The organism is Umezawaea sp. (assembly GCF_057122925.1).
In genome coordinates this window covers 52,410-64,709 of the sequence record NZ_DBNGPQ010000091.1, presented here as the reverse complement: position 1 = coordinate 64,709, position 12,300 = coordinate 52,410, and the positions used below count along the sequence as shown (strand labels likewise).

14 protein-coding genes are annotated in these 12,300 nt (G+C 67.8%); 4 read left to right on the top strand and 10 right to left on the bottom strand.

The window, feature by feature from the left end; all coding sequences use genetic code 11:
* Positions 1 to 261: 261 nt before the first annotated feature.
* The 6 genes from AC156L_RS20340 to AC156L_RS20315 all read right to left on the bottom strand — a co-directional run bounded on the left by AC156L_RS20340 (position 262) and on the right by AC156L_RS20315 (position 5,130).
* Positions 262 to 705 carry an ASCH domain-containing protein gene (locus AC156L_RS20340; RefSeq protein ID WP_484407168.1) on the bottom strand — a complete coding sequence of 148 codons (444 nt, stop codon included), beginning with the start codon at positions 703 to 705 and terminating at the stop codon, positions 262 to 264.
* Positions 706 to 1,544: 839 nt separating this feature from the next.
* On the bottom strand, positions 1,545 to 2,300 hold the full coding sequence (locus AC156L_RS20335; RefSeq protein WP_330873994.1) for a hypothetical protein: 756 nt from the start codon (positions 2,298 to 2,300) through the stop codon (positions 1,545 to 1,547).
* 97 nt (positions 2,301 to 2,397) lie between these two features.
* Positions 2,398 to 2,946 carry a GNAT family N-acetyltransferase gene (locus tag AC156L_RS20330; protein ID WP_414719789.1) on the bottom strand — a complete coding sequence of 183 codons (549 nt, stop codon included), beginning with the start codon at positions 2,944 to 2,946 and terminating at the stop codon, positions 2,398 to 2,400.
* Positions 2,947 to 2,963: 17 nt separating this feature from the next.
* The gene (locus tag AC156L_RS20325; protein WP_330873995.1) at positions 2,964 to 3,560 is read right to left on the bottom strand and encodes a glycosyltransferase; all 597 of its coding nucleotides are present in this window, start codon (positions 3,558 to 3,560) and stop codon (positions 2,964 to 2,966) included.
* Complete coding sequence (locus AC156L_RS20320; RefSeq protein WP_330873996.1) at positions 3,527 to 4,672, bottom strand: FAD-dependent monooxygenase; 1,146 nt, start codon at positions 4,670 to 4,672, stop codon at positions 3,527 to 3,529. The genes AC156L_RS20325 and AC156L_RS20320 overlap by 34 nt, the downstream gene beginning before the upstream one ends.
* On the bottom strand, positions 4,669 to 5,130 hold the full coding sequence (locus AC156L_RS20315) for a GbsR/MarR family transcriptional regulator (protein WP_330873997.1): 462 nt from the start codon (positions 5,128 to 5,130) through the stop codon (positions 4,669 to 4,671). Before AC156L_RS20315 ends, AC156L_RS20320 begins: the two co-directional genes overlap by 4 nt.
* A gap of 152 nt (positions 5,131 to 5,282) precedes the next feature.
* Here AC156L_RS20315 and AC156L_RS20310 point away from each other — a divergent pair, with 152 nt between their 5' ends.
* Positions 5,283 to 5,942, top strand: coding sequence for a DUF998 domain-containing protein (locus tag AC156L_RS20310; protein WP_330873998.1), 660 nt, complete (start codon positions 5,283 to 5,285; stop codon positions 5,940 to 5,942).
* Between the two features lie 16 nt (positions 5,943 to 5,958).
* On the opposite strand, the gene AC156L_RS20305 is transcribed toward AC156L_RS20310, so the two are convergent.
* The 4 genes from AC156L_RS20305 to AC156L_RS20290 all read right to left on the bottom strand — a co-directional run bounded on the left by AC156L_RS20305 (position 5,959) and on the right by AC156L_RS20290 (position 10,361).
* Positions 5,959 to 6,699 carry an alpha/beta fold hydrolase gene (locus AC156L_RS20305; protein WP_330873999.1) on the bottom strand — a complete coding sequence of 247 codons (741 nt, stop codon included), beginning with the start codon at positions 6,697 to 6,699 and terminating at the stop codon, positions 5,959 to 5,961.
* 590 nt (positions 6,700 to 7,289) lie between these two features.
* Positions 7,290 to 8,573, bottom strand: coding sequence for a glycosyltransferase (locus AC156L_RS20300; protein ID WP_330874000.1), 1,284 nt, complete (start codon positions 8,571 to 8,573; stop codon positions 7,290 to 7,292).
* Between the two features lie 71 nt (positions 8,574 to 8,644).
* Positions 8,645 to 9,436: an ABC transporter permease subunit gene (locus AC156L_RS20295; RefSeq protein WP_330874001.1), complete on the bottom strand. Its 792-nt coding sequence runs from the start codon at positions 9,434 to 9,436 to the stop codon at positions 8,645 to 8,647.
* Positions 9,423 to 10,361 carry an ABC transporter ATP-binding protein gene (locus AC156L_RS20290; protein ID WP_330874002.1) on the bottom strand — a complete coding sequence of 313 codons (939 nt, stop codon included), beginning with the start codon at positions 10,359 to 10,361 and terminating at the stop codon, positions 9,423 to 9,425. Before AC156L_RS20290 ends, AC156L_RS20295 begins: the two co-directional genes overlap by 14 nt.
* A gap of 46 nt (positions 10,362 to 10,407) precedes the next feature.
* Here AC156L_RS20290 and AC156L_RS20285 point away from each other — a divergent pair, with 46 nt between their 5' ends.
* The 3 genes from AC156L_RS20285 (at position 10,408) to AC156L_RS20275 (ending at position 12,299) form a co-directional block, all read left to right on the top strand.
* Positions 10,408 to 10,866, top strand: coding sequence for a GbsR/MarR family transcriptional regulator (locus AC156L_RS20285; protein ID WP_330874003.1), 459 nt, complete (start codon positions 10,408 to 10,410; stop codon positions 10,864 to 10,866).
* Between the two features lie 753 nt (positions 10,867 to 11,619).
* Positions 11,620 to 11,946: a PadR family transcriptional regulator gene (locus AC156L_RS20280; RefSeq protein ID WP_330874004.1), complete on the top strand. Its 327-nt coding sequence runs from the start codon at positions 11,620 to 11,622 to the stop codon at positions 11,944 to 11,946.
* On the top strand, positions 11,943 to 12,299 hold the full coding sequence (locus AC156L_RS20275; protein WP_330874005.1) for a DUF1048 domain-containing protein: 357 nt from the start codon (positions 11,943 to 11,945) through the stop codon (positions 12,297 to 12,299). The genes AC156L_RS20280 and AC156L_RS20275 overlap by 4 nt, the downstream gene beginning before the upstream one ends.
* The last annotated feature ends 1 nt before the right edge of the window (position 12,300 follow it).

The window sequence follows — 12,300 nt, the reverse complement described above, 5'->3', positions numbered from 1 at the left end:
TTCGTCCCTGGCGAGCAGGTCGAACCCGCCGGTGCCAGTGTTGACCGCGTCGCCCGCGTAGAGGTCGACGGAGAGGTCGCTCGCGCCGAGGTTGCGCACGGCCAGGTGGTCGTCGTACCGCATGCCGGGCTCGACGACGTAGTCGAAGCGCGGGCGACCGTCCGGCCCTGCCGCCGAGGCGGGCGCGACCGACCAGGTCAGCCGCTCGGCGCCCGCCTGCGGGCCCGGCTGGGCACCGACCGGTGTTCGGTCAAGCGGTCACTACCGATTTGTGCCTGCCAGGACGTGCAGCGGTTCGGGGTCGCGTGCGGCCAGGTAGCGACAACTCTGCGGTGGCTGGAAGTCGGCGTGATCGCGAAGCCACCGCAATGCATAGGGATCCGGGAGTTGCCGCGGCGATGTGACGGTCAGCGCGCAGCCCGATTCGGCTACGGCCAAGTACACGTCGAACTCGGCTCGGGTAAGGCCAAGATTCTTGCCATGGCGCCGCCACAAGGCGTTGGGTCGGTCGACGTCGACCGCGTCAAGGGTGGCGAGCCCTACAACGGACATCACTGGCGAGCTGGCGTAGATGATGATCGTGGTTCCCGGTACCGCGGATACCCGGATCCGGCGCAACTCGACAGTCTTGGATCCTTCGAGGATCGCCTCGGCGAACCGAGGACGCAACGACATCAGCAGCGGCCTGGTGGTGGGTATCCCCACCGCTCATACGCGTGCTTGACGTCCGCGTCTTGGCCAAGGAACAGCAGTTCGCTGGCCGCACCATTGGCCTTCGCGATGACATCACGAAGCCAAGCGGCGTCGCTGCCACCGGTCTTCACCTCCGGAGTGCTCTTAACCTTCGCAGGCCTGCGTTGCAGTATCTGATCCTTCAAGCCCTCCATCGCGCTTTGTCCAGTCAACGGGATGATCTCGACGTATCGGGTTGCCTTCAACCTTCCGAGGAAGGCCCCAATTAGCTCATCCCGGTCGACATAGAAGGGTTCAAGCCGAAGGAGAGGCAGCAATCCGGCCCTGCGCAGATGGCTCGCAGGGGTCCTGACGGCGCTGCGGGCGGTCGTCCACTGCTTGGCGAGGTGTTCCGCCTACTCCCATGCCACCGGCTCCGACACCCAGGTGAGGATGCCGATCTTGTCGAGATCCTTCGCGAGATCGGCAAGGCTGGCGATGTCCGGCCCGACGGCGCCATAGGCGTTAGCATCCACAACGACGGCTCGGTTGATCAGGGAGTTCCGATAGATTCCGCAGAATCACTGTATCCATCCGGGACTCCACCTTGGCCATGCGCAAATCGTGCTACCGCTGTTTTTCAGTCACCACTATGTCACAATACGGCACCGCCAAGCTCATGGCGTCGATATCGAAGATGTCGTTGGGACTCCAGCTTTTGGATGCATTGCGATGCTGCTCCGTCTTCAACAATGACGATACGGACGAGACGGGCATCGATCGCACAAACGCACGTACTGTTGCCCTGTCAACGAAAAGCGCCTCAATGTCAACACTTCCCCAATGCCGCAGCGCTTCCAACAAAGGGACCTTCAGTTCGATTCTGACTTCCTGCAGAGTGAGGAGGTCGCCGAGCTTTTGCCCTGTTCCCCACTCCGTGCTGTGATGACGCTGATGCTGATCGATTTCTGCTCTGCTCGCCGCGTATTGCCCTCTTGCGCGACGGCCTCCCGGTATCCTAGTTGCGCCAACTGCGGAAGGTCTGCGTCCGCAGGGCCACGGAGCATCCCGCGTTCAGCAAAGAGATCAGCTTCCATCATGAACTTGTCGAAAGCAGCGTTGCCCATACGTGCTCGAATAAAGTCGCTGGTGTCGCGACCATCAGTCTTGTTGCGAAGCGTGAAGCCACCCTTGATCCCGAACGCATGACTGAAACCTCGGCCGAGCAGGTTGACGGTCGAGCACGGCTCCGCAGAAGGCCCAAGCCGAGCATCGAGCATTGTCTCGATTTCCAGTCTGATGACGGTTTGGCGATTGAGAAGAGCGCTGAAGCCTGATAGCTCCTCCATCACGTCAGCGAGCCGGCCGCGCTGAGCGGGGTCCTTGATTTTCGTCATTTCCATGTAGTGGGCGCTCGCTAGGACGAACACCGCCATTCCAGCTGCTCGCGCATGCCGACATGCGTCAAGGGCCAGCCGATAGCGCTCACCGTTGACGCTGCCGCTGGCTGCTTGGGACAGGTAGATCCAGTGGTTGAGATCGAGGTAGACCAGCTTTGGCGGGGCCGTCGGCCGCACCAGCGCCTGTGGCCACAGCAGATCCGGCAACTCGGCGGCGGGAGTGGGCATCTGGAGAGTGTCAACCAACCACCGCCGCTGGGTCTAACCGATTCGAGCACTCACGTTGCCGTGTCCTGCGTTCAGGTCCGTGCGCGGTGTTCGACGCTCATTCCGGCGATGGGTCGGTTTGGCAGCGGCGTTCGAGGAAGACAGTGTCGCGCCAACGGCCGTGGTACCGGACGATGCGGTAGCCCGCGCTGTGGCGCAGAGCGAGTCTGGCGCGATTCTCCGGGAAGATCGACGTTCGCAAGGTCCACAAGTCGTCCCTGCTCATCAGCGACCTCACCTTTGGACTCCGACCACGACGGGATTCCGACGTGCACCAGCAGGAGGACTGACCTCGGCTCGGTGAACGGTGAGCGCGCCGTGCATCTTCGCGCTGTGCTCGTCGAGCCCGATGATCTCCACGGTCTTGTCGCGTGCGGCGTGCTTGGTCGTGATCGCGTCCGCCGAAGAGGCGACCCAGGGCGTGCGCGGTGATGAGGTCGATGACGACCTTGCCGGGGTCGCCCGCGTAGCCGAACTGGGTGACAAGGTCATCGCTGGAGGCGAAGAACAGTGCGCTGTTGACGGCGTGGACGACCTGTTCGCCGTCGGTGTCGACGGGCGTGGTCACCGCCGCCAGGCGTGCGACACGGCGAGCGATGGTCACCATCGCGCAGGACGTCGCGTTCAGGACAGGCGCTCGAGGGCGTCAACGGCCACGGTGACACCGTCCTGTGCCCGAATCAGCTCGCCGAGGTGTTCGGCGCGTTCACGAAGGGCGACGTCGTTCACCACCCTGGCCAGCCGGTCGGCGGTGAGGTCCTGCTGCCGCAGCGGTGCGGGTGCGACGTCCACGGCGTGCATGCGGGCGGCCCAGTGCGGCTGGTCGGCGACGAACGGGCACACCACCTGCGGGTGTCCGGACGCGAGGGCGGCGCCGGTGGCGCCGCTGCCTCCGTGGTGCACGATCGCGCTCATGCGGGGGAACAGCCAGTCGTGCAGGGCTTGGTCGATCACGAGCACATCGCCCGACTCCACCTCCGGTGCGATGCCACCCCACCCGGTGGCCACCACGGCCCGGACCCCGGACGTCCGGACCGCTTCGGCCACGAACGCCGCGGTGCGCTGAGCCCCTCGCCTGGCCATGCTGCCGAAGCCGAGTCGGAACGCAGCACAAGTCGCCCCGCGCCCTACGGTGAAGCGGGATCCCGTCCCGTCGGCGACTTCCTTTCCACAACATCGGGTCTGCGTCAAGTCCGGTCGGGCAGCAGCGGTGGCCGCCATCGCCAAGTGGGGTTGCCATCGGGTGCGATTCCTTTGCGCCACAAGGACGCGGGTGTCATCCGGATCATGGTGACCATCGCCCGATGAGCGGCTTGCGAGGTGGTCCGGTGGCCGTCTTTGCGGGCGCCGCGAGCGGTGGTTTGGGTGCGTGGCCGACGGTCGGCGTCGTAGCGGCGCAATGCCGCGTCGACGGTCGACTCCCCCGCGAGCGCGGTGGCCAGGACTACAGCGTCCTCGATGGACTGCCCGGCGCCTTGGCCGCGGTCCGGGCTCATCGCGTGCGCCGCGTCGCCGAGCAGTGCCACCCGTCCCGTGACGTAGCTGGGCAACGGGTCCAGGTCGTGGATGTCGATGCGGATCAACGCCTCGGTCGGGGTTGCCTCGATCAGGCGCGGGATCGGGTCGTGCCAGGTCCCGATGCGGCGGATGAGTTCGGTCTTCTCCTGGTCGGAGCGGACGTTCGGCTGACTGGCGGTCGTGACGTAGGCCCAGTACGCGCGGCCACGTCCGAGGGGGTGGATGAGGAAGTAGCCGCCAGGACCGAGGGTGATGCTGCCGGGCAGGTCGGTGACCTCGGCGATGCCCAACCAGGCGGTGCGGCCGAGGAACCGCGGCGGTGGAGCGTCCGGCCACAGCAGTCGGCGAACGGTGCTGCGGATGCCGTCGGCGGCGACGACCAGATCAGCGGTCAACTCGCCGTCGCCGAACCCGACAGCCGCCCTGTCCGCCTCCTGCCGCAGTCCGGTGACCTCCGCGCCCGTGCGCACCCAACTGCCGGGCAGCGCGTCCAGCAGCACCCGGTGCAGGTCGGCGCGGTGGAAGGCGAGCATCGCGGTCACGTCGCCGGGCCGGGCGCGTTGCAGGTAGCGGCCGTCGGGTGTGCGCAGGTTGCCCGCGGCGTGGGTGGGCACTCCGGCTGATCGGGCCTGCTCGCCGACACCGAGCGCGTCCAGCGCGCGGAGGGCGTTCGGGGCCTGGGACATTCCCGCGCCGATCTCGCCCAGCACCGGCGCCCGCTCCAGGACCGTGGCCCGCCAACCGATGTGGCGCAGCGCCAGGGCTGCGGCCGCACCGCCGATGCCGGCGCCGATCACGATGGCCTCTCGGGTCACGATGTCTCCTCGTCGGCGTGCAGGGGTGGTGCGTTGTCGAAGACGGTGGCCATCCACTCGAAGGTGGCGTGCGCCTGGCGGACGCGCTTCGCGCGGTCGTCGTCCGAGCCGACCAGGTCCAGGCCGTCGCGGGTGATGTCCAGGAACGAGGTGATGCCGGCGATCTGCTGGCGCACCACCGCCGACCACGCCTCCTCGGCCATGCGGTGGTAGACCGTGCGCTCACCGGGCCGGGTCCGCCAGGTGAGGAAACCCATGCTCGACAGCAGCCGCAGGTTGGAGGTCAGCGACGCGCGGCTGGCGCCGATGGCGGCACTGATCTGCGCGGCGGTCTGCTCCGGCGCATCGCAGACCATCAGCCACCCCAGCACCCGTCCCGCGATCGGCGGCACGCCATCGCGCGCCAGGTACATGGCCACCCGCTCCACCCACTCCAGCAACCGCTCCTGGTCGTCCATGTCGAGCCAACCTCCCAATTACAGATTTTTCAGCACGTACTAAAATACCTGTATCGTGGCGAGCAGGCGCCCTCGGGGCATGACATCGGTGAGCCGGGAAGTCTGGTCGGCCCGCGACCCGCCACGGTCGCGGAGAGCGAGGAGGATTACCGGTGGCCATCACCAGACCGCTGCTGGCCTGCGGTGTCGCAGCCGGTGTTCTCGTGCCCGTGCTGATCTGGGCCGACGGCGCCACCCGCCCCGGCTACAGCCTGTGGCACCACGGCGCCAGTCAACTCGGCACCGGCGAGAGGGCCTGGCTGCTGGTGCTGACCTTCGTCGTCGGTGGTTTGCTGCTGATGGCTTTCGCGGCCGGGCTGCGTCAAGCGCTGCGCCACGGCCCAGGCTCCACCTGGGGGCCGCTCCTGGTGGCGGCGGCCGGAGCAGCGCTGGCCGTGGCCGGTGTGGTGCCCACCGATCCCGCGCTCGGCTACCCACCGGAGCTACCGGCCGTGGTCACGGTCGGCGGTCGGGTACACGGCCTGGTCGGGCTGGTCCTGTTCGCCGGGCTGAGCGCCGCCGCGTTCGTCCTGCCTCGCGCCCGCACCAGGAATCCTCGCGTGGACACCGGCCGCGGATGGACGACCTACTCCCGCGTCTCCGGCACCCTCATCATCATCTTCGCCGTCGCCGCGGGCATTGCGTACCGCCTCGATGTCCAGGACGTCTGGCGACCCGCCCCCGCCGGTCTGCTCGAACACGCCGCGCTGCTCGCCGGATTCTGCTGGATCATCGCGCTGGCCGTCCGACTGCTGCGCGAACCCACCTCATGATCCACACCATGGCCACTCAGGTGACGGACGGGTCGACAACCTCGCCCACCAAGGACACCACCACGTCGAGGTGAGCGGAGGTGGTCAGGTGGCCGACACCGGGAAAGACCCGGAGATCGAGGCCCATCGTGCGGCGGACGGCCGGTGCCAGTCGACGGGGCGGCAGGAACCGGTCGTGCTCCCCCACCCCGACCACGCACGGCAACTCGGCGCGACGGGCCAGCAGTGCGACGGGCAGGGGTGGAGGGGCCAGCGTCGTGCGGCACGCGGTGGCCATGAGGGCCATCCACTCCACCTCGGTCTCGGGCGGCTCCTCACCGGGAGCGACGAACAGCCGGAGCATCCGGCGGGCGTGCTCGGCTGTGGGACGCACCAGCCACACGGCCGATGCCAGAGCCAGTGCCGGGTCCACGCCGAGTCGGATGAACCCCGCAGGTGAGACCAGCGCCCGCGCCGCGATCCGGGGCGAGTCGGCCGCCAGGACCACTGCTGCGCCCAGAGAATTGCCCACCAGCACGACACCGTCGGCATCCACAGCCGCCAGGATCTCGTCCAGCACTCGGCCGTACCAGGCCAGCCGGTCCCGGCGGGGCCTGCGCGGGTCGCTGAGGCCGGGTTGACCCGGCAGATCCACCACGGTGGTCGCCCAGTGGGCCGACAGCGCCTTCAGCCACGGCAGGGCAACCGCGGCGTTGAAGCCGGTCCCCGGCACCAGAACGACCCGCGGCGGCCCGGTTCCGGCGGAGGTGAGTTCCACCCGACCGACGCTGGTGTCCACGGTCGTGTGGGTGAGGGGGAAGTACGCGCGTGCCAAGGTTTCCGCACACCACCGCCGCACCGCGCGTTCACCCCGTGGGCTCTTGTACACGGTCGGCATCGCGCCAGTGTGTTCGGTGGCTCGTGGTTCGTCCAGCCCTGATCATTGAAGGCGGGTTACGCAACGCAGGTCGGCGTCAGTCGTTTCCAATCTCTCCCCGAGGAGTGTCGTGGGCGACCGCGCAGCGCAGACCGCCGAGTATCCGGTGGTACGACGTGTGCTGACGGCACCAGCAACGAAGAGGACCCGCGGGTTCGGTACGTCCCGCGGCGGAGGGATGAGCAAGGACCCTGCGGTCCAGACGTCCGGTCTCACCAAGCCGATCAAGATCGGTAGCTCGATCCGCTCGTCCAGGCCTGCACCACCCTGATCGTGAAGCATTGACCTGGCCACAGAACAGTGCGGTCTGCGAACGGTCGTTCGGCCCGCAGGACCGAGGCTGATGGCCGCGAGGGCTTGTCGACCCGTTGATACCGACGACGGTCAGGGCAGCCACATCGCACGTATGACAACCGCGAAACGGTTGCGGATCAGGTCGGCTGATATGCCGACGTGATGCGCTCCAGGGCGGCCACGGCGACCGATACCCCGTTCTCGGCCCGCACGCTGCGGCCCAGTTGCTCCGCTGTTCGCGCCATGTCCGGATCTCCGGTCACGGTGGTGATGGCGGTGGCGAGCCTGGAGGCGGTGAGGTGGCGTTGCGGCACAGGTGTGGGCGCGACGCCACGTTGCTGGGCCAGCCGGGCCCAGAACGGCTGGTCGACGGCGAACGGGCACACCACTTGCGGACGTCCGGCGGCGAACGCGGCGCCGGAGGTACCGGCACCACCGTGGTGGACCACGGCGGCGACACGGGGAAACAACCGCTGGTAGTCGACCTCGTCCACGACCAGAACGTCGTCCCCTGGCGTACTGTCGGACAGCCCACCCCATCCGGTACCGATGACCAGACGTGTCCCGGTTCGACGGGCGGCCTCCAGGACCTCGGCGGTGCTGCGCCGCGGGTCACGGCCCGACATCGAGCCGAACCCGACGAACACCGGCGGGTCACCGGCAGCCAGGAAATCCTCGACACGGTCCGGCAGCCCGTCGCCCGACGCTGGAAGGACCCAGTACCCGGTGGTGGTCACCGAGTCCGGCCAGTCCGGCGGCGGGGGCAGCACGGCGGGGCTGAAGGCGTGCAGGACCGGAGTGGGGCCGTTGTCGGGGCCGCGCAGCGGATCGTGTCGTCCGCGACGACGCGGTAGGCCGAGTGCGTGTTCGCGCCATCGGTCGACGACTCGGCCGAACATCACGGCCGGGGCGGTCATCCCGAGGTAGGTGGCGCGATGGGCGATCGCGGGCAGCCACCCCGGAAAGGTCACCCCCGGCCAGGGGAATTGCCTGGTCGGCACGTACAGGGGGATCGGCAGCGCCAGCACCGCCGGAACACCCAGCGCCTCGGCGACGTGCTGCCCGGCGAGGATCTGACCGTTGTGCACCACCACATCCGCGCCGGCTCCCGCACCCTGCGAGGCGACGGTCCAGCAGTCCTGCAGCACCTGGGTGAACATCGACGGCATGGTCCGCGCCTGCCGTAGCCGGGCGCGTATCCCACCTTCGATCACCGTGCCCGCGTTGGCCGGGTCGTCCATCAATCGCATCGGGCCGTCGTCCACGCCGGCGAACGGCACGCCGTGCCCAGCGACGAAGCCGGCGAACCGGTGCGGTGCGGTGAGCACCACCTCGTGGCCCGCGGCCAGCAGTCCCCGCCCCAGTGCGACGAACGGTTGGACATCGCCCCGCGTCCCGAGCGTCATGATCAAGACCTTCATCGGTGTGTCTCCCTTGTCAGGTCAGGTCAGGTCAGGTCAGGTCAGGTCAGGTCAGGTCAGGTCAGGTCAGGTCAGGTCAGGTCGCGTCGGTTGAAGGACCACACACCCACGGCGAGCAGGACCGCGGTCATGGCCGCGAGGATCCCCGCGTCAACCCACTGCACGCCGTTCCTCAACGGCTCACCCCCGAGGTAGTGGTGAAACGGCGACAGGTCGCGGGCCCACCCGACGCCCAACTGGGCGCCGAAAGTGTTGGCCGCGTAGGCCAGCACGCCGATCCCGGCGCTCACGCCGAGTACCAGGCCGCGCCCGGCGCCTGCCGCTCCCAGCGCGATGGCCAGCGCGCCGAACGTCATGGCGAGTAAGGCTGCGTTGAGACATTGACCGGCGAACCCGCCGATCAACACGGTGTCGAGCCGGGCACCCGACCGGATGGCGAGCATCACGGCGAACACCACACCCGCGATCACGGTCGCGCCGGTGGCCAGGGCGGCGAAGCGGTGCACCAGCAGGCGGGTGCGGCTGACCGGGTGGGTGATCAGCACGTCGAGGTGACCGGCCTCCTCGTCACCCGCGAGGGCACGGGTGCCGGTGGCGATCCCGTACATCGTGATCAGCAGCGGAACGAGCAACCCGAACGTGGTGGACTGCAGGTACCCGGCGGCCGAGGAGATGTCGTCGAGCCGGAACGCGTCCCGCAGCGCTTGGGGGAAGGTGGCCAGGACGTCGGTCATCGCACCACCGGCCAGTTGCGGATAGAAGCTCGCGTACATCGCGGCGACCGCGGCGGTGCCCAGCGCCCACGCGCTCAGCGCCCGTCGGCCGTCCCGGACGGTCTTGGTGAACACGTTACGCAGCAACACTGTCGTGTCCTTCGTAGTAGGTGAGGAACAGTTCCTCCAGGTCGGGTTCCTCGCTGAGCAAGTCGACGATCGTGTGCCGTGCGGCGTGCTTGACCAGCGCGTCCGGGCTGCCGTGCACCCGGCAGTCCAGAACCGTGTCCACAATGGTCAGGTCCGTGACGTTCGGCAGCGCGTCGAAGTCCGCGGTGGGTACCGGAGTGGCGAACGTGATCCGCACGCGGCGGACCGCGCGGTGACGCAGGGCGGCGACGCTGTCCACGGTGACCAGACGGCCGTCGCGGATGATCCCGACCCGGTCGGCGACGCGTTCGACCTCGCTCATGATGTGCGAGGACATGAAGACCGTCTGCCCCGCCGCCTTGGCCTCGGCGACCAACCGCAGGAACGTCTGCTGCACCAACGGGTCCAGCCCGGAGGTGGGTTCGTCGAGGATGAGCAGTTCCGGCTGATGCATGAACGCCTGCACCAGACCCACTTTCTGCCGGTTGCCCTTCGACAGCGCCTTGATGCGTGCGCCGAGGTCGAGATCGAGCCGTTCGGCCAGTCCGGTGATCCGGGCACGGGAGATACCGCCGTGCAGGTTCGCCAGGAACGTCAGGCAGTCGTCGACGGTCTGCCGGGTGTCGACCACGAAGTCACCCGCCAGGTAGCCGATTCGCCGCTGCACGGCGACCGCGTCCGACCGCGGGTCCAACCCGAGCACGCGCACCGTCCCGCTGGTCGGGCGGATCAGATCGACCAGCATCCGGATGGTCGTCGACTTTCCCGCGCCGTTGGGGCCGAGGTAGCCGAACACCTCGCCGCGGGCGATGTCGAGCGACAGGCTCGCGAGGCCGCGGCGATGCCTGTAGGTCTTGGTGAGCTGGTCGAGCCGGATGACCGATTCCACGCTTCTAGACTGTACTGAGTGTTCGCAAATTTCCAAACACTTAAAACTGTTAGGATCGCGTCAAGACGATCGAGGGAGATGCATGTCCGACACCGCCGACGCGGCCGAACAGCTCGCACTGATGCTGACCCAGAGCGGTCTGCAACGGATGACCGCACGCGTTCTCGCGGCGTTCCTGTTCGCCGAGCAGGACACCGTCACCGCGGGCGATATCTCCGAACGACTCGCGATCAGCGCCGGTTCGGTGTCGACCGCCATCAAGTCCCTCATCGGCGTCGGCCTGATCGAACGCGTGCCGGCGCCGGGCAGCCGCCGCGAACACTTCCGCGTCCCCGACGAGGGCTGGGCCACGTTGATGTCCACCCAGAACACGGTCGTGCAGATGATGCAGGACGCGGCAGACAAGGGCATCGAGGCCGCCGGTGAAGACAGCATCGCCGGTCGACGCCTGGCGACCATGCGCGACTTCTACGCCCACGTCATGCACGAACTGCCCGCCGTCATCGACCGCTGGCGCGCCGAACGCAGCACCGGCAAGTGATCCGCCTCCAGCACAGGCGTTCGACCGTGTGATGTGCCGCCGGGCCGTTGCCAGTTCAGGGTGGATTGGGTGGATAGGGCGCGGCTGCCGTCGTCAGGAGGGTTGCCATCGGCAGTAATGCCGTGGCGACACAAGGGCGCGGCCGTCATCCGAATCATGTGACCATCGCCCGATGGTCAGCCTTCGAGGTGCCCGGTAACCCTCTTTGCGAGCGCCGCAGCAGTGGATTGCGCGTGGCCCGGCGGTCGACGTCGTAGCGGCGTCATGCGGCGCCGACTGCCGGCTCGCCCACGAGCGTGGCGGACAGGCCGGCGGCGTCTTCGATGGACCGCCTGACACCTTGGCCGCGATCCTGGGCTCATCGCGTGCGCGGCGTCGACGAGCAGCCATCCACCCCGTAATGCAGGTCGGCACCGGGTCCAGCTCGTGACTATCGATGTGGATCACAGCGTCGGGCGAAGCGGTCTCGATCAGACGTGGGATCGGGTCGTGCCGGGCACCGACCCGGCGGGCGAGTTCGACACGCTCCCATTCACAGCGGCACCCAAGCTGGTCGACGATCACGGCTTCCGGCGCGGTAACGGGCCCTCCAACCTCCGCAGCAGGTCGGCGCCCCCTGTATCACCGCTTGCCAGGGCCACTGCCGCCCCACGCACGACCGGAGCAGTCGCCACTGGGCAAGGCCGGTACTCGGTGGTACGTTGTAGCGGTACCCGGTAGCACCGAGTACCGGGAGATCGAAGAGGGCTCACGATGGACGATCTGACGGAGATGCTGAAGGGCACGCTGGAGGGCTGCGTGCTGGAGATCATCGGCAGCGACGAGACCTACGGGTACGCCATCACGCGTCGGCTGAACGATCTCGGTTTCACCGACGTCGTCGAGGGGACGGTCTACACCATCCTGCTTCGACTGGAGAAGAACGGGCTCGTCCAGGTGGCGAAACGACCGTCCGAGGTGGGCCCACCGCGGAAGTTCTACGCGCTCAACGACGCCGGACGCGAACAACTCGCGACGTTCTGGGTGAAGTGGGAGTACATCACCTCACGGATCGACAAGCTCAAAGGGAGCGGGAGATGAACTTCTGGGAGACCATCACGGGCAGCGATCTCACCAGGGAGTGGAAAGCTTTCGCGGCCAGGGCCGAGGTATTGCCTGCCGATTATCGAGCGGCGTGGGGAGAGGTCATCGGTCATCTCTTCCCCTACGGGGACTTCACCGGTCGCAACCTGATGCCGATCCTCGACGGTGCCCTGGGACTGCTCGAAGAAGCAGCGGCTGACGGGCTGGGCATCCACGAGGTGCTGGGTGATGACATCCGGGGCTTCTGCGCGGCGCTGGCCGGCGGAGAAGGAGCTCGGACCTATCGCGACCGGTGGCGCGAGCAGTTGAACAGGAACGTCGCGAGGAAATTGAGCCGACTAGGGGGCTGAC